We start from the raw sequence: 24,646 nt of genomic DNA on the forward strand, positions 1-24,646 counted from the left end.
TTGACTCCAAACTAAAAGCAACAGAATACTGTTGCTTTTCTTGGTCTATCTGGGGTTCAGACTGTTCAATACTTTTTCAAAATTGTCAGAGCGGGCTTCGACTGTTATTTTTTCTAGCGTAAAAGGGTGGGTGAAGGTCAGCCGATGGGCGTGGAGCATAAGCCGCCCTTTGGGCTGCGGATGATAAAGGGGGTCACCGATAAGTGGGTGTCCGTGGTGAGCGAGATGAACACGGATCTGATGGGTTCGGCCAGTCTTGAGTTGGCATTTGACCAAGGCAGCCTGCCCAAATTGCTTGACCCTAGTTACATGGGTCTCTGCATAGAGTCCTTTTCGGGGGTCGACCAGCCGTTTTCTGCGGTCATGACGGTCGCGGCCAATCTTGTCTTTATAGATAAGCTTTTTGCTTGGGAACTTGCCTTGGACCAAAGCCCAATATTCACGGCTGATTTCTCGCTTTTCCAGCAGCTGATTGAGGATGGGCAGGACAAAGGGGTTCTTGGCAAAGAGGACAGCACCGCTGGTTTCTTTATCCAGCCGGTGAACGACATAACAGGTCTCACCAACATAGGCAGAAACATGATTAAGCAGGGCTAGCTCTGTTGGTTCATTGGCGTGGGTTTTCATCCCCTCTGGTTTATTGACGATGATGAGATGCTGGTCCTGGTAGAGCTCTTCTACGAGTTCGCCATTTCCAAGCAAGATTGTCTTTTGAGGATAATCCTCTTCATCAAATATCAGGCGGATATCATCTCCAGGTTTGACTACAGTCTGCCAGTTGATAGCTAGACCGTTGACAGACACATGTTTTTTGGTCCGCAGAAAGTGCCGAATTTTTCGCGGAATGAGAAATTGTTCTTCCAGCAGCTCTTTGACTGTCATGGCAGGCAGTCCATCTGGGATAGTCAGTGTAAATTTCATACATTTATTGTAGCAGAAAGCCAGAACTTTGAAAATAGGCAGTGTCGGATAAGACTTGCTGCAGAGGCTTTTAAAAGGCTATTTAATATACTCTTTTTCTTAAAAATAACTAAAAATCAGACGGGAAATAGGGTACTTTCTTGTCTGCACCTAAATAAGGTGATAAAATAAGATTTATGAAGAATTTAAAAGATTTATTTGAAAAATTAGTAGATTATTTTACTATACAGAAACCTCAAAAAGAAGCAGCAGAGGAGGTAGAGCTGACAGAAGAGCAGGCTAAGTCTGGTCTCAGCCGTTCGGGCAAGACCAAGAAGAAAGCTCTCTCTCAGCACCCTATCCGCCGTTTTTGGCGCAGGTTTCACCTGACCAAGATATTCCTGATTCTAGGCTTGACCTTTGGTCTGGTGGTCGGTGGCTATCTCTTTTATGTGGCTAAGACGACCAATGTCAAGGATTTGCAGAACGCCCTCAAAGCTACCACGCTCATCTTTGACAAGGATGGTAATGAAGCAGGAAGTCTGTCTGGTCAGAAAGGGACCTATGTTGAGCTGACTGAGATTAGTCAAGACCTGCAAAATGCTGTTATCGCGACAGAGGACCGGACTTTCTATGAGAATGGCGGGATTAACTACAGTCGTTTTATCCTAGCTATCCTGACAGCCGGTCGCTCGGGTGGGGGTTCTACCATTACCCAGCAGCTGGCCAAGAATGCCTATCTGTCTCAGGACCAGACCATCGAGCGGAAGGCCAAGGAATTTTTCCTGGCTCTGGAAATCAATAAGAAATACAGCAAGCAGGAAATCCTGACCATGTACCTCAATAATTCCTATTTTGGAAATGGGGTCTGGGGTGTGGAGGATGCCTCTAAGAAATATTTCGGAGTTTCGGCTAGCCAGCTTAGTCTGGATCAGTCGGCTGTTTTGGCCGGTATGCTCAAGGGACCGGAGATCTACAATCCGCTGTACTCAGTTGAAAATGCGACCAATCGCCGTAATACGGTGCTGCAAAATATGGTTGCTGCAGGCTTTATTGATCAGGGGACGGCCGATCAGGCAGCCGCTGTAGGAATTGGCGGCCAGCTAGTTGATGCTTATGCTGGTAAGTCAGAAGACTACCGCTATCCATCCTATTTCGATGCGGTCATCAATGAAGCAGTCAATGACTACGGCTTGACAGAAGAAGAGATTGTTAATAATGGCTATCGCATTTATACTGAACTGGATCAGAACTACCAAGCCAGCATGCAGGTTATTTACAGCAATGTCTCTCTCTTTCCTGTAGCAGAAGATGGTACTATGGCTGAATCAGGCAGTGTTGCCTTGGATCCAAAAACTGGCGGTGTCCGGGCATTAGTTGGACGAGTCAATAGTGCAGAAGGCTCGAGCTTCAGAAGTTTCAACTATGCAACCCAGTCTTCTCGTAGTCCCGGCTCTACTATCAAGCCCTTGGTTGCATACAGTCCGGCCGTTGCTGCTGGTTGGCCGACAGATAAGGAGCTGGATAATACCAGAACCACCTTTGGCGACTATACCATCAACAACTATGGCAATATCCAAAGTTCACCTACAGTTCCTATGTATCAAGCCTTGGCAGAATCTCTGAACATTCCGGCTGTTTCAACTGTGGACGAACTGGGAATCAACAAGGCCTTTGAATACGGGAAAAAGTTTGGTCTGAATATGGACAAGGTTGATAAGACTTTGGGAGTAGCCCTAGGAGGCGGAGTCACGACCAATCCGTTGCAAATGGCTCAGGCCTACTCAGTCTTTGCCAACGGCGGCGTGATGAATGATGCCCATCTCATTACAAAAATTGAAAATGCCAGTGGTCAGGTCGTCAAGACCCATCGCCAAACCTCTACTCGGGTTCTCAATGGTTCAACTACTGACAAGATGAACAGCATGATGCTGGGGACCTTCTCGAACGGTACAGGTATCTATGCGGCTCCTTATGGCTACACTATGGCTGGTAAAACCGGTACGACTGAAACGGACTTTAACCCAGATCTATCTGGTGACCAATGGGTTATTGGTTATACGCCAGATGTGGTCATCAGCCAGTGGCTAGGCTTTCCAAAAACTGATGAGACCCACTATCTGACTGGGACCAGCGCAAATGAAGCCTCGGCGGTTTTCCGAAATGTTGCTAATAGCATCCTGCCATATACAGAAGGAACTTCCTTTGAAGGGCAGAAGAATGCCTATGCTGCCAACGGCATTGCCCCTGTGGACACCTATGGTACCGAGGAAACGGGTACTACAACCGAAAATAAAGACTTCCTGCAGGATGTTCAGGACCGTGCTCAAAATCTGGTGGATGAAGCCAAGAAAGCAATTGATGACACTGGAATTCCTGAGAAAGCTAAGAATCTCTGGGATACTGTTACCAGCTGGTTTCAATAGGATTTAAAAGCGCTGTAAGTGTCTAGAGTTTTGAGAAAGTGAAAAATTGAATAAGAAATTGACGAGGAAATGAGAAATCATTTCCTCGTTTTTTGTTGTTCAAAGAAAAGGAGCATTTGCTTATGAATAAAAAAGGACATCCTAAACAAAGACAATCCAGAAATATGGTGATTATGGAATGTATGGAATTAACTGGCTGGTCACGGGCGAAAGTAGTGGCTTCTCTCAAGGAGCTAGAAGCTGCAAACCTAATTAAGTTTCCAACTGCAGGCGGAGTGATGCTTCGAGAGGAGGCGCTGTAATAATGGTTGATAACGGAAGAATATCCCTAGCTCAAGGTCTAGGCAGTGAAAGTTTTTATCAATTACCAAAAGTGATGATTGGTTCAAAATATTACAGCAAGTTAAAATCAGAAGCCAAAATGATGTTTATGTTACTTAGGGATCGTATGGGGGCTTCGATTGAGAATGCTAGAAAAGGCGATATGCGTTTTGTTGATGATAATCAAGATGTCTTTATCTATTATCCTATCGAGGAGCTGGTTGAGGATCTTGGTTGGAAACGTGACAAAGTAATGTCACTCAAAAAACAGCTTATCAAATATGACCTTATTGATGAGGTCCGGCAAGGTTTGAAGAAGGCTAACCGGATTTACGTTAAGAACGTTGAAACTCGTATAGAACTTCTGAATATGGATTTTGAACAGAAAAAACAGTCTGAAAATCCAGTAAAATCGCCTGAAGTCGGAAAAACCGACTTCAAGAAGTCGGAAAAATCGACTTCAAGAGGTCGGGAAAATCGACTTCAAGAAGTCGGGAAATCCGACTCAAGTAAGAATAAATCTAGTGAGATTAAACAGAGTGAGAATAAAAATAATATTGATAGTTCTAGAAAGGCTGGGGCTGATAGTCTATCTATTCAAAAAAAATCTGAGGAGAAATATATCCAGCCAGAATACTACTCGTTGCTGCAGGTAATTGCAGATAGTTACAATGACAAATTTGCCTATGATTATAACCGACGTGAGATTTACAATCTAACTCATCGTCAGAAAATGCTGATTGGTCAGTTTCTGGCTGATGGATATATGACCAGTCAGGAGATCCTGGATACTATCGAGCGCATGCCCTTTGATACAGAACAGCCCCTCGCTTATCTGCTGAAATGCCTGGAGAACCTCAAGGAAGGGCGTAGGCTGGAGGCTAAAATAGCAGCTCATAGAAATGCTGAACTGAGGTATGGAGGGTGAGGATATAGACAAAGAACAATGTGTCCTCAAATTGTAGGCTATCAAGCGAAGGAAGGAGATAGAGATGAATAGCAACGAAAACAAAAAAGAAAAAGGTTTTAGCCTATCAGATCTCGCAGTATTTTTATTGATTCCCTGGCTGCTTACCATGCTAATCCTAGTATTTTTCATCTCGTTAGGTAGCTTGTTCTGGATAATTTGGAATACGTTGGCTTTGTTTACTGAAATACCAGTAACACCGAAACAAAATTTCTTACCATTCGTGATAGTTAAAAATTTTGAAAATATATACATTTTCATTGCGGTTAGTTTCTATTCTTTCATTTTAGGTCTCGTCTGGGTAATCAAAAATATGAGAAACAAGGTGCATCATGATTAAAATATTTAAGTTTTTTCATAAGAGATTAGACTATGTCATTGGCTTTATAGCTGGCCCAGCTTTGTTTGCTACTGTTTTATATTCTGTGAAGAATGCTAAAGTAGCTCTCGTAATAGCTTTGGTTATATTGCTTGTTGTTGGAATTGCTTTTATTACGATGCCAGCAAATACCCCAGAGGAAAAGCAAAAAAGAAAAGAATGTGTGGAATCTGCAACTTTTATAATCATTTCATTTGTTGTTGGAGCTACAGTATACAACCTTATGACCAATGGCTTTCAAATAATATCTGAGCAGTTGTACTGATTAAATCTTTTTTCGTAGATTTTAATACTTGACCTAAGTAAGTCTCTAAACTGCTTCTAGTTCCTTGAAAATTGAATACCCCCGCTGTCCTGATTAGCGTGACCTAGACATAAAAGAAAAATAGGGGCGGCGAGTAACTAGAAAAGGATATCTAGTGTCGGTCACATGACGCAAAGCCACGGTTGACTTGTCCCGTAAGGCAAAGGAGTTTTAGGGTTTACTAGACTAAAATAACCCTGCGTAAGAAACACGGAAGGCAGTTACGCACTGCCTCAGCAAGCTGTAAATCAGCAAGTTTTCAGAAGGGGGATTAACCATGACTGAAAAAAATGATATAAAGTCAGTTACCATCTCTGACCTAAAAAAGATGGGCAAATACGGCGGAGCAACTGCTCGACTGGAATCAGGAGAGGAAATTGCTCTTGGTGCAAAATTTGCTACACAACGTCGTTTTGGTATCATTGCTGGTCAGGTACAAGAAGTGGATGTGGTTTTACCCTACACTGCTAAACTGCTTAGTCAGATCCGAACTATCAAGGTTGGACCAGTATTGGTCGCTAGGAAATTAAAACAACGTAAAACCTCCCTACAGCTGACAGGGCAGGGCTATAAGAAATAATACAAGGAGAATAAAATAATGGAAATTTTCACAACAATCATTCGTTTTTTAGGTATTGGAATTAACATTGGCGGAGCATTGTTTATTGCAGAAGGATGGCAGACATACGCTGCAGGTAAAAGTTCTAATAGTCCTAATGAACGACTTCAAGGACAAAATAGCATGATTTATGGTGGCATGATGATTGCTGGAGGAACAATTGTAATGACCTATGTAGCTAATCAAATTGCTGCTCTTGGATAAAACTAAAGGAGGCAGATATGGACGTTGATCAAGTTAAAGAATTGACCCAGAGCCTCGCTGAATATGCACCTAAAGTTAATGAGATGTCAACTCTTATTAACTCTTCTAGTATGAAAGCTGCACAATTAATTATTGCTGTAATGTTTCTAATTGAGTTGGATTCTTGGTATCGATATTTGAAACGGGAGGGAGGCGGCTTGAATAGTGGCCTCTTTGCAGAATTAGCTGTGAAGTTTTTATTTGCTTTTATTCTTGTCACTTATTCTGCGACTATTTTTGATGGTATTGCAGAACTTTTTAGTTATATATTAAGTGGTTTAAGCAAGATAATATCAATTATTGCTTTTAAAGGATCTGTAAAAACAGATGGAGTAGATGGTTGGGTTTTAAAGAATTTCTTAGGGCTAATAAGTTGGCTATCGGAAGCTGTTTCTAGTGTCTCTATAAAAATGATTATTTTTATGAGAGCCTTTGAAATGTATATACTCAAAGCAATTGCCCCACTAATCATTGCTTTCTGGATGGCTGATAGCACTAGAGATATGGCCAAGAATCTACTGAAGCAATTTGCAGCTGCAGCTTTTCAAGGAATTGTATTATTCATTGTAGTTGCTATTTATTCTGCTTTTGTAACAGACGATCTCTTTAAGGTTTCAACTGGTAAAGCTGGTGCGGATATTGCTTTTGCTGGGATTTTTAAATTACTTGTTTTTATATTTACAATTTGGAAAACCCAGCAACAGTCTAAAAAATTATTCGGAACTTCCTAGTAAATTGTGCTATAATAATAAAAAAGGGGAGGGGTGAGAAGATGGCAACAGAATTAGAAAAAGCAGTTAAAAATCTTAATCAAGCGTTAAGTCAAGCCTCGGAAGAAGAGCGGACAGAGTTTCTGGAACAGAATTTTCAGCCGGATCATTTTGAGCAGACTGCTAAAGCAACTGTTTTTAGCTGGAAGAAGTTTGTTTCCCGATTAGGTCAGTTGCTAGCTAGGGCAGGATTTATTGTGCTTCGGGTATTGCTTTGGATTCTCAAGGCTCCTTTTTTCATTCTTTCCTTCCTGAAAAATTGGTTTTTTATGGGCTTAGGATTGTGGGTGATGTGTTGGTTTCTTGATGGGGTTTATCGGGTTGTTATATTAGATCAGTATAGACCTTTCCAATCAACTCCAACATCGATTAATGACAACATCACTACAATAATAGTGATTATAGCAGGGATTTTATCCCTGATTGGAACGGCTTTACAATATAAAGGCGAGATTGACTAGAACTGACAGAAAACACTTTGCAGACAGTAAGGTGTTTTTATTGTGCTAAAAAACAGAATGAGAGGTTTTGGTTTGGAAAAATTAGGCAGTGAATTTCTTAAGGAATTTGGGGACTATGAGCGCCCTGTTTTTTTAAGACGAACTCTAAGACAGCTAGTTATGACTGGTGGGATTGTCTTAGGTGTAGCTCTGGGAGTTTTGTTGAATTGGCTAGGCTTCCCAGATGTATTTAACTATTTAGTAACTGGAATTATTATTGGTCCTTGTTTTTTGTATGGAACTAAGAAAAACAAAATTCTGAAAGAGCGTTTAATCTTTCAGTTAATCAATCAAAAACGGTCTTATATGACTGAATATGGAGGAGAGGAGACAAGACACTATGAGTTTACTCAATCAGCTTCCGTTCAGGAAGCGGACGGTCCAGACGGCTACTGAACGTAGCCGTCAAATTCGTTTGCGTAAGGAATTTAAAAGGAAGCCTTCAACACAGAACAGTATTTACTTTACCAGTCAGTTTGAGACTGGAATCATGCACATTGCAGAAAACTGGTATTCCCGAACATACCGGCTGGGAGATGTTGCCTATACAACGGCTAGCACAGAGGACAAGTTGGATATTATTGACAGCTATGGAGAGGCACTGAACTCTCTGGATGCTGGAGATAATTTTCAGCTCCTGGTGATCAATAGACGGGTGGACAATCAGACAGTCCGCAAGGTTCTCTATGAGCCTGCAGGAGATTGTAACGATATCTACCGAGATGAATATAATGATATTATTCAGGATCGATTTTCTTTGGATGCCAAAAACTTCAAGGTGGAGAAGTATATCACCTTGGCCACAGAGGCCTATGAGAAGAACCTCGCAGACACTCAACTTCAGGAAATGGGAACCCTGGTAGAAAATGAATTGCAGGCGATGAATATTAGCCTGAAGAAGCTCTCAGGTATAGAGCGGCTGGGGATCTTTAACTTCCTACTCAGACAACAGCCTTATTTTGCTTACACCTACAAAGACATTGCCTTGTCTGGTTTAGCAGCTAAAAACTTTATTGTTCCCAATCGGATTGAGTTTCATGAAAACTTTATGAAGATTGATGAACAATTCGCTAAGGTCCTCTATGTCCGAGATTATCCGAACTTCTTATCCGATAAGCTTATCAAGAGTTTTTGTGATATTGGTATAGAGCTGGCTGTCTCAATTCATGTTGCTCCTCGAGAATTAGGGGAAGTAGGAAAAGAACTATCTAATGAGCAGTCAGTGGCTCAAGAGGAAATGGTCCGTAGTCAGAAGGAAGGATTCCAGGTTGGAATTGACCCAGGGTTAGCTGTTTCTGGAAGAGCTGTGGAAGCTAGTGAGACGACTCAGAAGTGGAAAGATAAGGTCAATGAGGATCAGAAAATTTTCAATGGGGTTATCACGGTTTACTTTGTGGCAGACAGCCTGGAAGAGCTGCAACAAAGCACCAAGAAAGTACAGGCAGCTGGCCGCAAGCTTGGTGTGGACTTGGAAGAAACCTATTATCATCAAGAAAATGGTCTCAATACCATTCTTCCGATTGGCAAGCCCTTCCTGGAAGTCAAAAAGGAGTTTATGCGCCCTTTTACGACATCCAACGTAGTGACGCAGGTTCCGTTTACTAATGTGGATCTGCAGTCTGACAGTCAAAGAGCTCTTTATTATGGGCAAAACCAGTTGTCAAAAAATTTGATTACTTTGGACCGTCAGAGAGACCTCAACGCTGCGAATGGATTGATTATCGGAACGACGGGGTCAGGGAAAGGGATGACAACTAAAACAACTGAAGTCATTCCGGCTTATTTAAAGTATCTTAAGGATCGCTTTATCATAGTGGATCCGGAAAATGAATACACAGATATTGCAGAGGCTTTTGGAGGTCAGGTGATTAACCTATCTCCAAAGTCAGATAGCCATATCAACCTGATGGGCTTGACCCAGACAGATCAGGTCTTATTTAACGAGAATGATGAAGAAATTGACAGTGTGGCCGATAAGGCCAATCTTCTTATGGCTCTCTTTGAGTCTATTCTTAAAGAGGTTACTGATGAAGATATTGGAATTATTGACCGGGTTACAAAGTTGGTCTATGAGCGCTACTCAGAACCGACTCTAGCGAATTGGCATGATATTCTTTTAGAACAGCCTGAGGATGCTGCACAGCAGCTGGCTACACGATCAGAACCATATGCCAAAGGGAGCTTGAACCTATTTTCTTATAAAACGAATGTCAATTTAGATAATCGATTGGTTGTTTTCAATCTCAAGGGGTCGGATAAGAAGCTCAAACCTTTTGCTCTCTTGGTGCTGCAAGATTTCATTTGGCAACAGGTGATTAAGTACCAAGGAAAGGAAACTATCCGGCTCTATTGGGACGAACTGCATCTAACCTTCCGTAACCAGACAGATGCTGCTTTCTTTGCTGAGCTATGGGCACGGATCCGGAAGTACGGTGCTATTCCAACTGGCATTACCCAAAACCCAGGAACTATCCTAGCATGGGAGGAAGGAAGAAATCTCATGTCCAATACAGAGTTTTTCATCTTACTTAAGATGAGAGAACAGGACATCGAGGCTCTGCGAGACGTGGTAGATATTCCTGATGCAATGCTACGTTATATCAAGAGACCAAAAGAAAAAGGTAGTGGCTTGATTTTAGCTGGAGAAACTGTCGTCCCGTTTGAAAACAAGATACCTAAAGAGACTAAGCTTTATGAACTGACACAGACAGATGCAGTAGTGGCATAAATTAGAAAGGAGCTAGAGAATGGCAGAAAAAGAACCCTGGTCAGAAAGGGGGAAAATCAAACGAGAAGCCAGCCAGAAGGTTTCTGAGCATAATGAACTGAGTAAGCGCCAGGGTTTGAAACAAGCCAAGAGCGCTGTTCAGGAAAGTAAACAGTGCTTAAAAGAAGCTAAGACTGAGCATAAAGCGACGGTCAAAGCTAAGCAAAGCACAGCTGACAGTAGAGAAAAACTTCATCAAGCCAAACACAACTTGAAGGTAGATAAGCAGGCTCAAAGAGCGGCTTATAACCGAGTAGGTGGCACGAAAAAGGAAAAGCTAGCTCGAGGTGGACACCGAGTTCTCGGTAGGATGGGTGAGGCGGCCTGGCAAGGGAATGATACCTTAGAAGATATCGCAGATGCTCGTCAAAAAATCAGGGGCATCCATGCAAGCCTTCAGCAGAGCAAGCAGCTCGCCAAGTCAAGCAAGACTGTTTCAAAAGGGCTAGTGAAAGGATCTTATGGCCTCGTAAACCGAGGTTATAACCTATTGCGGGGTCGAGGATTTACTCGAACAGTTGCTGGGGAACGATGGGAAGTCAAAGCAGCCAAACGGCTCAGGGCTTTTCGTCACCGACTTAAATTTTCTAAAGCCGGTAAGTCTGTGCGAGGAACAGGAAAAGTTTTGAATTTCCTAACAAAGCCCCTGCAGGTGATTTTGAAAAATCCATTGTCACTTAAAGCCTATATCGTAGGCTTTTTTCTTATCCTCTTTTTCGCTATCTTTTTAGGAAATCCAAGCCCAGTCCAGCAGGATGAATGGGAATTAAATCAATCATGGATCTATCTGACAGAATTGGATCGGAACGCTTCTAACGACAAAGTGGACTACTGGTCCAATATTGATGATGTGGTCTTTTACATGAATTACCGTTATAAGAACTATAAGCTGTCAGATATTTATGATGACGGCAGTGATAGCTTGAAAAACAGGACTAATCCATCGGCCACTCGGAAAGATACCAGCGAACAACGCACCTACAAAGATTTGCTGCGCCAGATCTGGCATGGTCTCAATGATGATCCTCAGAAACTGGAGACTATGAAAGATTTGTATACCAATGAGCAAGCTACTACCTACTATCTTGGGGAAAAAGCCTTGAAAGAGTATGAAGAGCTTCTGAAACAATCGGACGAGTTGGGCCGTTATATGGCTTATCAGGAACTAGAGAACCCTTTCTATAGTTCTGCAGAAGATGGACATGATAGCCCACTCCTTATTACTCGACGCTTTGGATATGATCCTAAGGATAAGATGTATAACGGAACGGTGATGCAGATCAGTCAAGGGCAATCTTTAAGAGCGGCCTTCGGTGGTAAAATTAAAATAAAAGGAAATGATGTGCTCATCACTAGCTCTAGCAGAGAATTGACTTACAAGAAAGTCAATGGAATTCGAGTCAAGGATGGTGAGCAGGTTTCGGCCGGTCAGGAATTGGGGACAGTATCCAGCCAGGGCGGCCAGGAGTTCTTTTATCGGAAATATCGTCGATACGGCGATAAAGATAAAAAGGATGAATGGATATGGGTCAACCCTGGATTTTACTTTGAGAAGGTAAAATATAATCAAACAACCTCAGTCCTTTCTAATATTGAATTTTCTGGGGATGTTGCTCAGAGGGTTCAAGAAACATACAAACTTTTAAAGCAGTATAAACCTAATATCACTAAGAATGGTGCTGCAGCTATTATGGGAAATTTTCTAACGGAGAGTAATATCACTTCCAAACGAGCTGAGGGAGATTACCTTAACCCGCCTATTGGTGCCTCCGACGGATCCTGGGATGATGAAGCTTGGCTTTCAATGAGCGGGCCAAGCATTTACGGTGGTGGCTATGACAATATCCTACGTCGTGGCCTTGGTCTGGGTCAGTGGACGGATACAAAAGACGGCTCTACTCGACACACTTTGCTTTTAGATTTTGCGAAAAATAGTAATAAAAAATGGCATAATTTGGAGTTGCAAATCCAATTTATGTTTGAGGGTGATAGTCCTTATTACATTGAGACAGTGAACCGTATCAGTGAGAGTAACGATGATGTCGAAAAATTAACCAAAGAATTTCTTGTGTATTGGGAAGGGAACCCTGGAGATAAACTGCTCCAGCGTCAAGATAGTGCTAAGCAGGTCCTTTCTTATTTGGAAGGTGGTGGAAGCGGAGGAGCTTCCTTTATCAAACCAAACGGCAAATACGCTCCAATTTTTAATACAGATTATTGGGTCATGCAGCCGTATGGCTTCACACCGTGGTCATCAGGAGCCGGTGGTGGTCTTTACGGGCCATCTGGTGGGAAGCATACAGGTGTCGATCTGGCACCGTTAAGCGTTCAATATGGGACGGCAGCACTTCCTGCAGATGTACCAGTCTATTCCATTACAAACGGGAAAGTCTACAATACAGGCTTCTCTGCAGTCGGTGGATATCAAATTACAATTATCCCAGAAGGAACTGATCAGTATTTATATTACGGTCATTTGAAGGAGCAACCGAACTTGGCGCCTGGTACAGAAGTCAAGGCTGGTCAACAAATCGCACTATTGGGTAATTCTGGAATGACAACGATCTATCACGTTCATCTAGAAATTAGCCCGACTCCAGCGATTGGTACAGCAGCCAGTCCGGATCCGTCCTTCCTGATAACTGGAGGAAGCCCACTGGTTCAAAGTCAGCAGATAAAAGTAAATCAATAATTAGAAAGGTAAAATATGATTGATGAAAAGAAAGTTAAGATGTTAGTTTGGGCCGCACTGGCTGGAATAGTTCTATTTTTCTTGCTTATTCTAAGTTTTTTTCTGAAAGGCCCGTCTAAAAGAACCAGCAATAATTTAGATAACAGTCTACGAGAAGAGCAGGTCACAGATTTCTTAGAAGCATATTTCAATAAGGATAAAGTTGGTTCCAATCGAAAGGATTATCAGCCCTATCTAACTAAAGGAGCTTATCAGGAAGAAATAGGCAAGGAAGAAAATCCAGCTTTCCAAGCCTATACGTCCTATATGCAGAACTATCAATATAAGTCTGCAAAACTCTATTTTGGTTCTGAGGAACCAGTTGTCTTTGCAACGGTAAGCTATCAATTTGATAGTGTCAACCAGTTGAAAGAGAATGAAAAGCAAAAGAAGATCACCTCAACGGCTAATTATAGTCTAAAACTGACCTATAAACAGACTGAGGGCAAATGGTTGGTTGATAAAATTGAGATTGTCAATCTTAATCCCATATCAGAAAGCGGTCAAAAGCAAGATGAATATGCGCCAGGAGTAATTGATTTAAACAAGATGAATGTAGAGGAGAATCAGGAATGATAGATATAAAGCAGTCTAAAAAATTTCAGAGAATGGTTTTGGTTGTTGCTGCAGTCATTCTTTTTCTGATCGGGTACGGTATTGGAGGTAGGAATAAAACAGTTGATACCTCTGGTAAAACGAAAATGACTACTAGCCAAAAGGAACAGACCGTAACAAACCAAAAGGGAGAATTAAGCCAGAAGCAAGTCAAGGAATTTTTGGTGGCTTACTTTACCAAAAAAGATCTAGAGGAAAACCGGGAACGGTATCGTCCTTTCATGACGAAAGGTCTCTATACATCAGAGGTTAACCAGGAAGATAAGGCCGTTAATCAAGCCTATAAGGGCTATGTTGTGGACTATGTTTTCCAGAGCGCTCAGATTTATATTGATCAGGAGAACCTAACGGCTATTGCTCAGGTGAGATATAGCAATACGCTCCTAAATAAGAAAAACAATTATGATAAAGCCCAAACTAATGTAGGCAACGAAACGACACTCAAACTAACCTACAGTAAACAAAATGGCAAGTTCTTACTCAATAATAAGGAGCAGATGCTTCTCACGTCCAATACAGGGACATCTAGTAGTTATCCTGATTATGGATCCTTGAAGGAGGACTCAGAAAGCTCCTCTAGCTCCTCAGAAGAAACAAGCGAGTCAAGTAACAAACAAGAATAGAAAGGAACAAATAACATGGTGAAAAAGAAATCTATTCAGGATCTGGAGAAGAAGCTCCAGCGCCTGGAACAAGAGAAAATCAAGGTACAAAAGCAGCAAATCGAGCTCAAGAAAAAAGAAAAAGATATTGAGCAGGCTGCAACTCAAGCAAAAGCTGAGTATGTGACAGCTCTACTCAGTCAGTCCAATACTTCTCTGGACGATTTGAAAGGCCTCCTACTGGATGACAATGGGAAGTCAGAGGAAGGCGGTGAGAGCTGATGTTTTTAGCTCAGAATGTAGCTGGAGGGAGCCAGCAGCAATTTCCTAGTCGAGATCAGCTGTTGGGCTTTCTGGAGCAGGAAAATGCAAAAGTGAAGAGTTTGGAACATGAAGCGGACCTGACCTTGATGCAGGTAACAGAAGAAGGGGAAATCCTGCAGAAGAAGCGGGTCAGCTTGCCATTTGTAGAAACAGTAGAGGAATTGCTGCAGGAGTTTGGCTTCGTTCAGACAGCTCAAAAAAAGAAGTTTCCTTCTTTCCTTAAGCTGGGAAAATCCGCTTCTCAGTCTGATGTAGAACGGAAAGCTACCTCAAAGACTACTTCAGAAGCTCCTAGAAGCCCTCTCAGCACTCTTAAAGTCTTAGCGCCGGTTCTTCTCCTAGTTCTTCTTTTAGGCGGCTATACAACTGTTTTAGGCGGTCAAAACAAGCAGATGAAAAATCAGATTGCAGACCTAAAGAAAGAGATCAGCACTCTCTCCGATCTGCAGAACGCAACGTCTAAGGTAGATGTCTTTGGCCGTTATTTTGTGGCCACTCTCTTTGCCAATGATAAGGAGCAGGTTCAGCAATATCTCAATGCGGATATGCAGAAGAAAATTGAGGTCAAAGATGGTCAGCTACAATCTACTGTCTTTGAGGCCATCAAACCTAAAGGCAAGGGCTACGAGGTGACCTATGTTCTCTATGTCAATCAAGAGAACAGTATCCGTCTAGTCCGCTTGACATTTGATGTTGTGGCGGACAAAGACAGTCGCTTTGGTTGGCTTGTTACTAGCCAGCCGACTGAAAGTCTCTATCCAGGATAAACCAATACATTATCTAAACATCAACAATAAAAAAGGAAAATCAATCATGAAAAAAACAACTATTTACTCAACTTTATTACTCACTTCATTAGCTTTAAATCAAGCTGTTTTGGCAGATGAAATCATCGCTCCAGCTGGAGAGAAGCCAGGTATTGTATCTCCAACAGAACCAAGTCAGCCAGTTATTCCGACCGTACCTGCAACAACTAATCCAGTGGAGCCAGCTCCAGCTGATCCAGTAACTCCAGGGGAAACAGAAGAGACAAAACCAGTGCAGCCGACAGAGCCTGTGGCTCCAGTCCAGCCAAGCCAACCGACGGATCCGGTTCGTCCACTTCCTGAAGAGCCAACGCAACCAAAGACTCCAGAAACGCCGACAGAACCCAGTCAGCCTAAAGAAGTAGAGCAATCAAGCCAAACCGGCCAAACTCCTGCAGCAACTAATCCTAGTGCTCCAGTGACTCCTATTGTTCGCTCTAGCGCTTCGACAGAGCCTGCAGAGGAGCAGCCAATCATTGATGTTCCCGCATCTTCTGAAAAGCCTGCAGAGGAAGTAGTTATCACTCCAAAAAGCCAAATTCAGTCCTCAAAAACGGCAGAGAAAACTACTGAACAAAAGGAGAGCGAGCAAACTCTAGATCGACTGCCAGATACCGGGACATCTGACAGCCCCCTTATGAGCTTCCTGGGAGCGGCAGCCTTGGGCTTGGTTGGTCTTGTTCTTCACAAGAAGCAGAAGAAAAACGGCAGCATCTAAGAGGATGCTGCTGTTTCTATTTACAAAGAAAGGAGCATTAGCTAATGGAGCAGGAAAGAACCATTTTTCAGGTGAAAGATGCGTCAAAATTAACTGGAGAGATGCTGCTGAAGATGCTCGCTTATATGGTTGAGTATATGAACGACCAGGGGCAGAAGTACATGAAACGGCAACGGTACGGTGCGGAAACTCGATGGAACCAGTTCATAGCCAGTGATAGTGCTAAGGAAGTGAAAACCTTCTTAAACAATGAGGTCAACTTGGATAAGCTCAAGGCTTATCTGGAAGAGTACAAAATCGGTTTTGCCACTCAGAACCTGAAAGATAATCGAGTAATGTTGGCTTTTGAGGTCAAAAATAAGGAACTAGTCAAAAAAGCCTATGAACAGTTCCTGACCGACTTGACCAGTCCTCAGGAGACTAAGAAGCTCAATCAGGAATTGCTGAAGAGTCCTGAAAACATGAACCTTGAGGAAAAAATCACTCATTTCAAGGTTCAAGAGCAGGTGAAAATCCAAGCAGCAGTTCAGAAAGCACCAAAGATTACCAAAGCAAGCCCAAGTAAGGAGGTTAGCAAATGACTGAACGAAAACCAATGCCGTATGTCATCGCAGCAGGGATTTTATTTTATTGCCTACACTGGCTGGCCAAACTTTTTGAGATGTCTCCAGATACGGCCATTAACGATGATTTTGGTTTGGCCCGCCTGGAATGGATGACTGAACATTGGACTGAGAAATTTCCTATCGATGTCCAGTTCACCTCTTCCTCATTGATGGCTGGTCTTGTCGGTGTCATGGCTGTTCTTTTCTTCTTTTCCCGACGTCGGGATTGGGGGAATTATCGATTTGGAGAGGAACATGGTTCGGCTCGCTTTGCGACGATTGAGGAGTTGATCCCCTATGCGGATACAGATGAGGATAAAAATCTTATCCTTTCTAAAAACGCAAAAATAGGCCTTTATGATAGACGGTTGCCATATCAGTATCAAATGAATAAAAACGTCTGGGTTCAAGGGCCTCCAGGAACGGGAAAAACCTATAATTACGTAAAGCCAAACCTGCAGCAACTCAATGCTTCGTATTTAGTAACGGATACAAAAGGATTGCTGGTTCATGAAACAGGAAAAATGTTTGAAAATGCTGGTTATGTAATTAAGGTATTTGATCTGATTAACTTTTCAAATTCTAACAGGTTTAATGTTTACCAATATATGGAGAATGAGCTAGACATTGACTGGGTGGCAGAGACTGTTATTGCAGCATTGAAAAAAACAAAGCATGACGGAGAAGATTTTTGGGAGCAAGCTAAAACACACTTAGTCCGTACGCTGATTGGTTACTTATATTTTGATGGGCTTGTCCTAAAGAAATACATGCCCAATTTAACTCAGATAGCCGATTTGCTCCGGAATATCAATCGTAAGGATCCAGATATTGAAAGTCCTTTTGAAATGATGATGGAGCAACTGAATGAAGAACTGCCGAATAACTATGCTTACAAGCAATGGGTGTCTTTCAATGAAGGCGCTAAGGGTCGTACAAGAGACTCAGTTGTCTACATTGTTACAGCCCTGTTTTCAGTCTTTGACCATGAAGCTGTCCGGAATATTATTGCAGAAGACAATTTGGAAATGGAGACTTGGAATACTAGAAAGACAGTGGCGTTTATTAATATTCCAGAAGATAATAAGGCCTTTGCTTTTATCTCTGCCTTATTGTTTTCAACCGCTTTTAAGGTGATGTTTAGATCCGCAGATGCCATCATCAAAGGTCTTGATAAGAAACGAACTCTGATTCCTCATCGGACAATAGCGGACGAGATTGCTCAAGTTGGGAAAATTCCTGGTTTCGTTCAGATTTACTCAACAGGACGAAGCCGCTTGATGTCGTTTGATCCAATTTTCCAATCTAAAAGTCAGGCAGAGGCGCTGTATGGAAAAGAAGATACTCAAACCCTGATTAATAACAGTGGTACTTTGGTTTATCTTGGTTCTAATGACTCAGATACCTTGAAGTTTTTCTCTGATCGGACTGGAACACAGACGGTCACTGTTCGGAACCAATCTAAAAGTTTTGGTCAACAGGGTTCTTCTAGTGAAAGTACCTCACAAACTGGCCGCAAGCTGATGACTCCTGACGAAGTTGCCAGAATAGGAGGAGATGAAGCCTTGGTATTTCTGGCTAAGCAAAATGTTCTGAGAGATAAAAAAGCTAGGGTTTCAGATTTTTCAAACGCAGATCAGCTTTCCAATGGTCCGACAGATGATAACTGGTACACTTATAAGAGGTACATGTCAGACATCGATGAATGGTTTGAGAACGTCGAGAAAAGCCACCAGGTAGAGATCAGCGTGAAAGAACTAGAAGAAATCGCTCTGCCATGGGAGCTGAGTGCTTAGAAAGGAAATGATATGTACGATTTTATGTTTAAGAGTAATAAAGACCCTCAAAAACCAACTTATGGAGTTGGTTTTTTTACGGGCATTGAGGAACAGATACCTGGAGGTGTATTATTGAGAGCTGCGGTGTCTGCTACAAAAGAAGGAACCGCAGATCAGTCTCATGAGGAGTTTTTGCTGCAGGTGCTTGTGAAAGCTATTCGGGAATTGACTTACCAAGAATTCCAACAGCTGCAGCCTTATTTATTTTGTTATGATGCAGAACAAACAGCAAAAGTCCCAATAGTTCGGCCGCTGGAAGCAACCCAAGAAGAATTTGAATTAATCCGAGCTGCTCCAGCAGATTTCTTCCTGAAATAGAAAGGAGCTAGAGAATGGCACGAGTAGAAGAATTGAAAAAAATATCTATCTTAGATGTCGCCGAGGCTTTAGGGATGGAGCTGAAGCGCCAGGGAACGGACAGATATGTCTGGGTAGAGCATGAAAGTTTTGTAATCAGCCCACGTCGCAATCGTTTTTCCTGGTTCTCTCGTGATTTGAGGGGAGGAGATGCCCTGGAGCTAGTCCAAACAATCCGAGAGGCGCAGACAGGAACTCGACCATCTTTTAAAGCTGCTAAACATTTCCTAGAAGCAGGCCACTTTCCAGAGTCAGAAACAGACTCTACCCCAATTCCTAAAATAGCCTTTGAATATAAGCTGAAGCAGAATGAGCATGTCAATACTAGCTGGACAAGACAGTATCTAAGACGAGAAAGAAAGTTGTCACCTGGAACGATTGATTTTTTCTTTCAACAAGGGAGTATAGCTGAAATATCTCATAAAATGAACGATTACTCTGAGCCAGCTATTGTTTTTAAATTTAAAAACAGCCAGGGAAAAGTGATGGGAGCCAGCCTGCAGGGAATTGTCGAAAATCTTGAGAAATATCCTGATAGGGGCTATCTAAAGCGGATATTGAAAAATTCTGATGGTCTTACTGGTTTTTATGCTGACGTAGGCCGACCTAAGCGGCTTATATTTGCGGAGTCTCCCATTGATGTCATGAGCTACTATCAACTTCATCCTCAGCTGCAAGATGTCCGCTTAGTGGCCATGGATGGGCTCAAGGAAGGTCTCATGAGCTTTCGCTTTGCGGAGTTAGTCAGTGATCTGCAGGGAAAGAAATATGAGCCAGGAGAACGAACAGCCAAGGTTCTTGAAGTTACAGCTCAGACTTCCACGTTTTTTCAGAAGAAAGAGAATGAGGATTTTATTACTTTAGCCGTAGATAATGACTCTGCAGGCTGGAACTTTATCAGCAAGCTGCAGGAAAAGGGAATCCCTTTTAAGCTAGACATTCCGCCTATTGCACAAGAAGGGGTTGAAAAAGCCGATTGGAACAGCTTTTTGAAAGAACCACTCCAGGGGCAAATAGAGCTAGTTCATATCTACAGCTACGATAAAAAGAAAAAATCTGCAGCCTATCAAGGCTACTTTTCAAAAGATTTGGCCGCTGAAAAAATCGCTCAGTTGACTGCAGGGGATATGGTTGCTTTCAGTACCTCTGAAACGCTCTCTCGGGACGAGATAGAGGAATTTGCGGCTAATCAATCACAGACATACCAACAGCTCTCAGAAGCCAAAGAGGGGCTTAGAGAGGATGTTCCGCAGACACTGAACATCTGGGCTGGAACGAATGAAAATACATTACTATCTAATCTAGCACCTTCCCTACTAGTCATTGATGGTTTCAGTTATGAGAGTGTCGAACATGCTTATCAGACTCTGAAATCAGGAAAGATGAATGCAAAAGCTTATTCGTGGGCTGAAAAAAATAGAGCAGCCTTTAAGACAGGTCAAAAAGTCCAATCAGATCGAGTTTTAGGGCCTGCTGATACCAGTAAGAATATTTTGTTAATGGAGAAACTTTTAAAAGAACGTTATCAGCAAGATACGTCCTTTCGTCAAGCATTGGATGCAACAAGAGGAAAAGTTTTAACCCATGAACAAGATCAAGGAATATGGAAAGTAGAATTTCCAAAAATTTTAACGAGGATAAGAGATAAAGAAAATTTCAAGAAGGAGAACCGAATGACAGAAGTAAATAAACCAAGCATTGACCAGCTCATTCAAGACAGAGATTTGAAAGGTTTATCTGCTCACCTGAAGGAAGGTGTCAAAGACTATTTCAACTCAGACATCTATAAAGCTTTCTTGCAAACCATGAGCAAATTCAACAATTACTCTCTGAATAATTTGTTTTTAATCGTCGCTCAAAAGAAAGATGCGTCTGCGGTTGCTTCCTTTAATGCATGGAAAAAATTAGGAAGACATGTCCAAAAAGGGCAGAAGGCGCTCAAGATTTGGGCCCCCTATCAAGTTACTCGAAAGGACGAAAAAGGCCAACCTGTTTTAGATAAAAAAGGTCAAGAAGTAAAGGACACACGCTTCCGTTTAGTTCCTGTCTTTGATGTCAGTCAAACTGAAGGTAAGGAGCTTCCTCAACCTATTTATGAATTAGAAGGGACTCACCAAGACTATGCTAACCTCTATCGCGCAGCTAAAGAAACTGCAGCTGCTAAAGGTGTTCGTTTAGAAATTTCTAAGGAGCAAATGGAAGCACACGGCTATTATTCACCATCGGAGAATAAGATTGTCATTCGGGCTGGCATGAGTGAACGTGAGACGCTGAGTACCATTTTTCACGAGATGGCGCATGCAGACTTACATAACCCTAAAGCACTTGAAGGGCAGAAGCTGACCCGAACAAATAAGGAGCTACAGGCTGAAAGTGTGGCTTACGTTGTCGCCAATCATTACGGTTTAGACACTAGCTCTTATAGCTTTGGGTATCTTGCTAACTGGAGTAATGAACCGGACAGTCTTGCTGATCTGGAAGCTCAGTTATCCATCGTCCAAAAGGAAGCTGCGGACCTCATTAAACGACTAGATACCGCTTTTGAAAAATATCAAAACAAGGAAGTGTCCAAGGATCCGCTTAGTCAAAAACTGGAAGAGTTTAACCAGAAGTGTCAGAAAAAACTAGCTGAAAAGGTGGCATCAGAACCCGAAAAAAAATCTCATCCCCAGAAAGGGGACGAGGAGAAGGACAACCAAGCGAGCAAGTAAAAGAACTGCTCAGTTCACTTAACCGAAAACGAAAGGATAACCAAGATGAAAGAAATAGTTGAAGAAACTTTAGCAACCTATTTTACAACATTTGTGCCAGATGGTGTGCTAAAACCAGATGAAGATTTTTTCAAACTCTCCCGAAATGCAGCAATTCATGAACTCCAAAATGACCTAAAGGAGCAGGAAGAGTTGGAGCTGGATCTGGCGGAAGAGACTACAGAAACAATCAATTATCTGAAGTCTATCAATGATGCAGAATATGAAGAACTTAAGAATGATTACCGATAGGGAGTCATTCAAAAAAGCGTAGCATTTTGAAAAAATGGAGCGCTTCTAAAGGTGCGTAGCACCTCACCAGGGGCTTGGGGATTTCCCCAAAGTTTTGAAAGATAGGTTCTCTCTTTTGGGCAGGGAAAGCCCAAAGAGAAGAGAGCCTATTCTTTTAAATTTCGCATTTGTATATACAAATGCTATGCTTGCCAGAGCAAAGTATATCAAGATGGCAGGTTGCAATCAAGCAGAGAGGAACAAAGTTAGGTATGAAAGAACAAGGACACAGAGAACGACCAATACAAAAGCTATTTTGGATAAACGAAAGCGAAAATCAGGCCATCCGACGTAAAATGGGGGAAGCTGGTATCCGGAACTTTTCGACCTTTGCCCGCTACATGTTGCTTACTGGTCGAGTGCAGGTTATCAACTTTGAAGAGCTGTCTAAACTGCGTCAGGAAATCAACCGAGTCGGAGTCAACATCAACCAAATTGCTCGGCAGGTGAACACGAACGAAGAAGCTAGTAGGGAGGAATTGGTTGCTGTTTTGGAGAAGCTGCAGGAGATTGAGGAGCTGATTGAGGGTAAGATTGAAGAAGCAGAGAAAGGAGAATAGATGGTTGTTACAAAAGCTATTCAGATAAAAAATACTGGTAACTTAAAGAGAGCTGTTAAATATATTTTGGATGAAGCTAAGACGGTAGAGCTGGTCACTAACAGCAACCAATCTTTTCCAGTTATTCTCAAAGATGGGAAATTGCAGACGCAGCTAGTCTCTGGTCATTTGATTGGCCAGGAGCGAAAAGCTGCAGAGGAATTCATTCTGACTAAGAAGCTGGCTGATACTCGTTTTGGACGAAAAGAAACTTCTGACTTGGTGACAGAAAAAGGAGTACTGGCTCATCATCTGATCCAATCTTTTGATCCGTCGGACAATCTAACACCAGAAGAAATTCACGAGATAGGGCGCAAGACTGTTTTAGAACTGACGAAGGGAAAACATGAGTTTGTGATTGCAACTCATGTAGACAAAAATCACATTCACAACCATATCATTTTCAATACAACGGATAATAGCACCTTGAAAAAATTCCGTTGGCAAAAGGGAACCAAGCGGAGCCTTGAGAAAATTTCAGACCGTTATGCGGAGCTGGCTGGAGCTAAAATTATTGATCGGAGCGCTCCAAGATTTTCTCATACGAAGTACGCAGCCTATCAGAAAAAGAATGTATTTAAACTTGAGATTAAGTCCCGTTTGAATTTCTTGATTAAGCACTCAAGATCCATCGATGATTTTTTGAAGAAAGCAGAGGCGCTAAATTTAGCGGTCAATTTCTCTGGCAAGCATGCCACTTATCGGTTGCTGGACAGTGAGCAGCAGCGCAATACTCGTGATAGTACTCTATCTAAAAAAGGTGCTTACACTTTGGCCACGATTGAGAAGCGAGTCAGCCAAAACAAGGCGACCTACTCCCTGGAGGACATTAAGCCAGAGTATGACAAACTGCAGCAAGAAAAAGCAGAAGATTTTGAACAACGTCTCATGATTGAACCTTGGCAAGTTCAAGAGGTTACAGCTGACGGCATCTACCTTGAGATAGACTTTGGGATCCGTAATCATGGTTTGATTAAGGTCCCACATCGACAAGTAGATCAGCTTGAAGATGGACGCTTTGAACTCTTTGTCCGAAGAAATGATTTCTTTTATTTTCTTAATCCAGATCACTCAGAGAATAACCGTTACATCAAAGGAAATACCCTTATGAAGCAACTGGCTTATAATAATGGCGAGGTTGTTCTGACTAAAAACCGAAACATCTCTAATCTAGATCAGTTGATTAAAGAGTTTGAGTTTCTGGCTGCTCATGACGTGACCAGTGGCCAACAATTTGAAGAACTCGAGGAACGCTTTATTGAGCAGCTGGACCAAACAGAGGAGACTCTGCAGCAGATTGACCAACGACTCATGAAACTCAACAAAGCTGCAGCTGCTTTGTCTGATCTGCAGTCTGACAATCCAGAATACCAGGCGCTAGGTCAGGAAATTCTGGAAAGCTTGGGTTTCCCTTTGACCATTCGAGCGGAGGAACTGGAGAAAGAGATTACTGAAATCAGTGTCGAGCAAGCAGGTCTGCAGCAGAAATATGATGACATTGTTGGCAACTTTGAAGAGTATAGGTCAGTTAAAGATAATAATCAACTCCGTAGGGAGCAAGAACAGGAAAATACATTTTAAATTTTTCTAAGGTCTTTAAATTGCTTGACTTATTTAAAACGAGATTGTATGATAGTGATAGAATTATTTATATTATTTTGAAGTTATCAAATAAAAAAAGAGAACTGCGGCAACAGCTCTCTCAACTTCAGTAATAATATGATAGCATTCTGTCAGCGTCACCTAACTTTTAAAAAAAAGTTAGGTGTTTTTTAGGTCGTCAATTATCGACTCTTTTTAGAGTCTTTAATGACTTGACGCACTGAATTAAATAGTGCAATCATGACCATGATAATTTCATATTTAGTCATTAATAGTATTTCCTTTCATATCATAAGAAAGGGAATCGCTACTCGTACGGGGAATTAATTCGTCAAGGAAATATTTCTTCATTTGCGTTCACCTTTCTAAAATCGAAGAATCACTGAAGTTGCATTTAGCTAAATGCCATCATAACTTAAGTATATCAAAGATTTTTTTTACGTCAAATTTAAATATTAGATTTTGTGTGATATTTTGTTAAAAGATAAAAAAATTGAATAATTTTGAGTGCAACAAGATATTTGAGGTAATAACTTTACTAAGTACTGGCCAATAAGGTATGCCCTATTGGCCTTGTACGTGCAACTTGATTTAACTGGTCGGAAGAAACGG

At 41.9% G+C, this 24,646-nt stretch carries 24 protein-coding genes; 23 read left to right on the plus strand and 1 reads right to left on the minus strand.

All coding sequences use genetic code 11. The features are described 5' to 3' along the window. Nucleotides 1–45: 45 nt before the first annotated feature. Nucleotides 46–921, minus strand: a complete 876-nt coding sequence (locus RG608_RS03990; protein ID WP_268687710.1) for an RluA family pseudouridine synthase — start codon at nt 919–921, stop codon at nt 46–48. A gap of 176 nt (nt 922–1,097) precedes the next feature. Between RG608_RS03990 and pbp2a the strand changes: the two genes are divergently transcribed. The 23 genes from pbp2a to RG608_RS04105 all read left to right on the plus strand — a co-directional run bounded on the left by pbp2a (nt 1,098) and on the right by RG608_RS04105 (nt 24,013). Further along, nucleotides 1,098–3,326, plus strand: a complete 2,229-nt coding sequence (gene pbp2a, locus RG608_RS03995; protein WP_268687709.1) for a penicillin-binding protein PBP2A — start codon at nt 1,098–1,100, stop codon at nt 3,324–3,326. A 122-nt stretch (nt 3,327–3,448) separates the two neighbouring features. After that, on the plus strand, nt 3,449–3,628 hold the full coding sequence (locus RG608_RS04000; protein WP_125348535.1) for a hypothetical protein: 180 nt from the start codon (nt 3,449–3,451) through the stop codon (nt 3,626–3,628). 2 nt (nt 3,629–3,630) lie between these two features. Continuing rightward, complete coding sequence (locus tag RG608_RS04005) at nt 3,631–4,575, plus strand: replication initiator protein A (RefSeq protein ID WP_308946561.1); 945 nt, start codon at nt 3,631–3,633, stop codon at nt 4,573–4,575. 371 nt (nt 4,576–4,946) lie between these two features. Continuing rightward, a complete protein-coding gene (locus tag RG608_RS04010) occupies nt 4,947–5,258 on the plus strand; it encodes a hypothetical protein (protein ID WP_308946562.1) in 312 nt (103 codons plus the stop codon). A 316-nt stretch (nt 5,259–5,574) separates the two neighbouring features. After that, nucleotides 5,575–5,877, plus strand: coding sequence for a hypothetical protein (locus RG608_RS04015; RefSeq protein ID WP_125438610.1), 303 nt, complete (start codon nt 5,575–5,577; stop codon nt 5,875–5,877). Nucleotides 5,878–5,895: 18 nt separating this feature from the next. Next, the gene (locus RG608_RS04020; RefSeq protein WP_002905332.1) at nt 5,896–6,120 is read left to right on the plus strand and encodes a hypothetical protein; all 225 of its coding nucleotides are present in this window, start codon (nt 5,896–5,898) and stop codon (nt 6,118–6,120) included. 17 nt (nt 6,121–6,137) lie between these two features. Continuing rightward, nucleotides 6,138–6,890 (plus strand): type IV secretion system protein, encoded by a 753-nt coding sequence (locus RG608_RS04025; RefSeq protein ID WP_308946563.1) that lies wholly within the window; start codon nt 6,138–6,140, stop codon nt 6,888–6,890. Nucleotides 6,891–6,931: 41 nt separating this feature from the next. After that, a complete protein-coding gene (locus tag RG608_RS04030) occupies nt 6,932–7,390 on the plus strand; it encodes a hypothetical protein (protein ID WP_308946564.1) in 459 nt (152 codons plus the stop codon). A gap of 42 nt (nt 7,391–7,432) precedes the next feature. Continuing rightward, on the plus strand, nt 7,433–7,825 hold the full coding sequence (locus tag RG608_RS04035; RefSeq protein ID WP_008809883.1) for a hypothetical protein: 393 nt from the start codon (nt 7,433–7,435) through the stop codon (nt 7,823–7,825). After that, a complete protein-coding gene (locus RG608_RS04040; RefSeq protein ID WP_308946565.1) occupies nt 7,770–10,157 on the plus strand; it encodes a VirB4-like conjugal transfer ATPase, CD1110 family in 2,388 nt (795 codons plus the stop codon). Before RG608_RS04035 ends, RG608_RS04040 begins: the two co-directional genes overlap by 56 nt. A gap of 19 nt (nt 10,158–10,176) precedes the next feature. Then, nucleotides 10,177–12,888, plus strand: coding sequence for a phage tail tip lysozyme (locus RG608_RS04045; RefSeq protein WP_308946566.1), 2,712 nt, complete (start codon nt 10,177–10,179; stop codon nt 12,886–12,888). A gap of 15 nt (nt 12,889–12,903) precedes the next feature. Then, the gene (locus RG608_RS04050) at nt 12,904–13,503 is read left to right on the plus strand and encodes a hypothetical protein (RefSeq protein ID WP_308946567.1); all 600 of its coding nucleotides are present in this window, start codon (nt 12,904–12,906) and stop codon (nt 13,501–13,503) included. Further along, entirely contained in the window at nt 13,500–14,165 is a 666-nt protein-coding gene (locus RG608_RS04055; protein WP_308946568.1) for a hypothetical protein, read from the plus strand. Before RG608_RS04050 ends, RG608_RS04055 begins: the two co-directional genes overlap by 4 nt. Before the next feature lie 15 nt (nt 14,166–14,180). Then, the gene (locus RG608_RS04060; RefSeq protein ID WP_308946569.1) at nt 14,181–14,426 is read left to right on the plus strand and encodes a hypothetical protein; all 246 of its coding nucleotides are present in this window, start codon (nt 14,181–14,183) and stop codon (nt 14,424–14,426) included. Beyond that, nucleotides 14,426–15,235 (plus strand): hypothetical protein, encoded by an 810-nt coding sequence (locus tag RG608_RS04065; protein ID WP_308946570.1) that lies wholly within the window; start codon nt 14,426–14,428, stop codon nt 15,233–15,235. Before RG608_RS04060 ends, RG608_RS04065 begins: the two co-directional genes overlap by 1 nt. Before the next feature lie 46 nt (nt 15,236–15,281). Continuing rightward, the gene (locus RG608_RS04070; protein ID WP_308946571.1) at nt 15,282–15,992 is read left to right on the plus strand and encodes an LPXTG cell wall anchor domain-containing protein; all 711 of its coding nucleotides are present in this window, start codon (nt 15,282–15,284) and stop codon (nt 15,990–15,992) included. 44 nt (nt 15,993–16,036) lie between these two features. Then, nucleotides 16,037–16,573 (plus strand): hypothetical protein, encoded by a 537-nt coding sequence (locus RG608_RS04075; RefSeq protein ID WP_308946572.1) that lies wholly within the window; start codon nt 16,037–16,039, stop codon nt 16,571–16,573. Continuing rightward, entirely contained in the window at nt 16,570–18,393 is a 1,824-nt protein-coding gene (locus RG608_RS04080; RefSeq protein WP_308946573.1) for a VirD4-like conjugal transfer protein, CD1115 family, read from the plus strand. The genes RG608_RS04075 and RG608_RS04080 overlap by 4 nt, the downstream gene beginning before the upstream one ends. A 12-nt stretch (nt 18,394–18,405) precedes the next feature. Further along, entirely contained in the window at nt 18,406–18,753 is a 348-nt protein-coding gene (locus tag RG608_RS04085) for a hypothetical protein (RefSeq protein WP_308946574.1), read from the plus strand. A 14-nt stretch (nt 18,754–18,767) separates the two neighbouring features. Next, on the plus strand, nt 18,768–21,503 hold the full coding sequence (locus tag RG608_RS04090; RefSeq protein ID WP_308946575.1) for an ArdC-like ssDNA-binding domain-containing protein: 2,736 nt from the start codon (nt 18,768–18,770) through the stop codon (nt 21,501–21,503). A 45-nt stretch (nt 21,504–21,548) separates the two neighbouring features. After that, nucleotides 21,549–21,794, plus strand: coding sequence for a hypothetical protein (locus tag RG608_RS04095; RefSeq protein WP_308946576.1), 246 nt, complete (start codon nt 21,549–21,551; stop codon nt 21,792–21,794). Nucleotides 21,795–22,045: 251 nt separating this feature from the next. Next, on the plus strand, nt 22,046–22,393 hold the full coding sequence (mobC, locus tag RG608_RS04100; RefSeq protein WP_002926311.1) for a plasmid mobilization relaxosome protein MobC: 348 nt from the start codon (nt 22,046–22,048) through the stop codon (nt 22,391–22,393). Continuing rightward, the gene (locus RG608_RS04105) at nt 22,394–24,013 is read left to right on the plus strand and encodes a relaxase/mobilization nuclease domain-containing protein (RefSeq protein ID WP_308946577.1); all 1,620 of its coding nucleotides are present in this window, start codon (nt 22,394–22,396) and stop codon (nt 24,011–24,013) included. It begins immediately after the preceding gene. Nucleotides 24,014–24,646 lie beyond the last annotated feature (633 nt).

Source organism: Streptococcus sp. IsoGale022 (assembly GCF_031142805.1).
Classification (GTDB): domain Bacteria; phylum Bacillota; class Bacilli; order Lactobacillales; family Streptococcaceae; genus Streptococcus; species Streptococcus sanguinis_A.

What these genes read in the sequence shown, in the direction of transcription:
- RG608_RS04040 (WP_308946565.1), top strand. Translation starts at nt 7,770, where the DNA reads ATGAGTTTACTCAATCAGCTTCCGTTCAGGAAGCGGACGGTCCAGACG.
- RG608_RS04020 (WP_002905332.1), top strand. Translation starts at nt 5,896, where the DNA reads ATGGAAATTTTCACAACAATCATTCGTTTTTTAGGTATTGGAATTAAC.
- RG608_RS04075 (WP_308946572.1), top strand. Translation starts at nt 16,037, where the DNA reads ATGGAGCAGGAAAGAACCATTTTTCAGGTGAAAGATGCGTCAAAATTA.
- RG608_RS04085 (WP_308946574.1), top strand. Translation starts at nt 18,406, where the DNA reads ATGTACGATTTTATGTTTAAGAGTAATAAAGACCCTCAAAAACCAACT.
- RG608_RS04050 (WP_308946567.1), top strand. Translation starts at nt 12,904, where the DNA reads ATGATTGATGAAAAGAAAGTTAAGATGTTAGTTTGGGCCGCACTGGCT.
- RG608_RS04105 (WP_308946577.1), top strand. Translation starts at nt 22,394, where the DNA reads ATGGTTGTTACAAAAGCTATTCAGATAAAAAATACTGGTAACTTAAAG.
- RG608_RS04015 (WP_125438610.1), top strand. Translation starts at nt 5,575, where the DNA reads ATGACTGAAAAAAATGATATAAAGTCAGTTACCATCTCTGACCTAAAA.
- RG608_RS04000 (WP_125348535.1), top strand. Translation starts at nt 3,449, where the DNA reads ATGAATAAAAAAGGACATCCTAAACAAAGACAATCCAGAAATATGGTG.
- RG608_RS04045 (WP_308946566.1), top strand. Translation starts at nt 10,177, where the DNA reads ATGGCAGAAAAAGAACCCTGGTCAGAAAGGGGGAAAATCAAACGAGAA.
- RG608_RS04070 (WP_308946571.1), top strand. Translation starts at nt 15,282, where the DNA reads ATGAAAAAAACAACTATTTACTCAACTTTATTACTCACTTCATTAGCT.
- RG608_RS04005 (WP_308946561.1), top strand. Translation starts at nt 3,631, where the DNA reads ATGGTTGATAACGGAAGAATATCCCTAGCTCAAGGTCTAGGCAGTGAA.
- RG608_RS04095 (WP_308946576.1), top strand. Translation starts at nt 21,549, where the DNA reads ATGAAAGAAATAGTTGAAGAAACTTTAGCAACCTATTTTACAACATTT.
- RG608_RS04090 (WP_308946575.1), top strand. Translation starts at nt 18,768, where the DNA reads ATGGCACGAGTAGAAGAATTGAAAAAAATATCTATCTTAGATGTCGCC.
- RG608_RS04065 (WP_308946570.1), top strand. Translation starts at nt 14,426, where the DNA reads ATGTTTTTAGCTCAGAATGTAGCTGGAGGGAGCCAGCAGCAATTTCCT.
- RG608_RS04025 (WP_308946563.1), top strand. Translation starts at nt 6,138, where the DNA reads ATGGACGTTGATCAAGTTAAAGAATTGACCCAGAGCCTCGCTGAATAT.
- RG608_RS04060 (WP_308946569.1), top strand. Translation starts at nt 14,181, where the DNA reads ATGGTGAAAAAGAAATCTATTCAGGATCTGGAGAAGAAGCTCCAGCGC.
- mobC (WP_002926311.1), top strand. Translation starts at nt 22,046, where the DNA reads ATGAAAGAACAAGGACACAGAGAACGACCAATACAAAAGCTATTTTGG.
- RG608_RS04055 (WP_308946568.1), top strand. Translation starts at nt 13,500, where the DNA reads ATGATAGATATAAAGCAGTCTAAAAAATTTCAGAGAATGGTTTTGGTT.
- RG608_RS03990 (WP_268687710.1), bottom strand. Translation starts at nt 921, where the DNA reads ATGAAATTTACACTGACTATCCCAGATGGACTGCCTGCCATGACAGTC.
- pbp2a (WP_268687709.1), top strand. Translation starts at nt 1,098, where the DNA reads ATGAAGAATTTAAAAGATTTATTTGAAAAATTAGTAGATTATTTTACT.
- RG608_RS04030 (WP_308946564.1), top strand. Translation starts at nt 6,932, where the DNA reads ATGGCAACAGAATTAGAAAAAGCAGTTAAAAATCTTAATCAAGCGTTA.
- RG608_RS04010 (WP_308946562.1), top strand. Translation starts at nt 4,947, where the DNA reads ATGATTAAAATATTTAAGTTTTTTCATAAGAGATTAGACTATGTCATT.
- RG608_RS04080 (WP_308946573.1), top strand. Translation starts at nt 16,570, where the DNA reads ATGACTGAACGAAAACCAATGCCGTATGTCATCGCAGCAGGGATTTTA.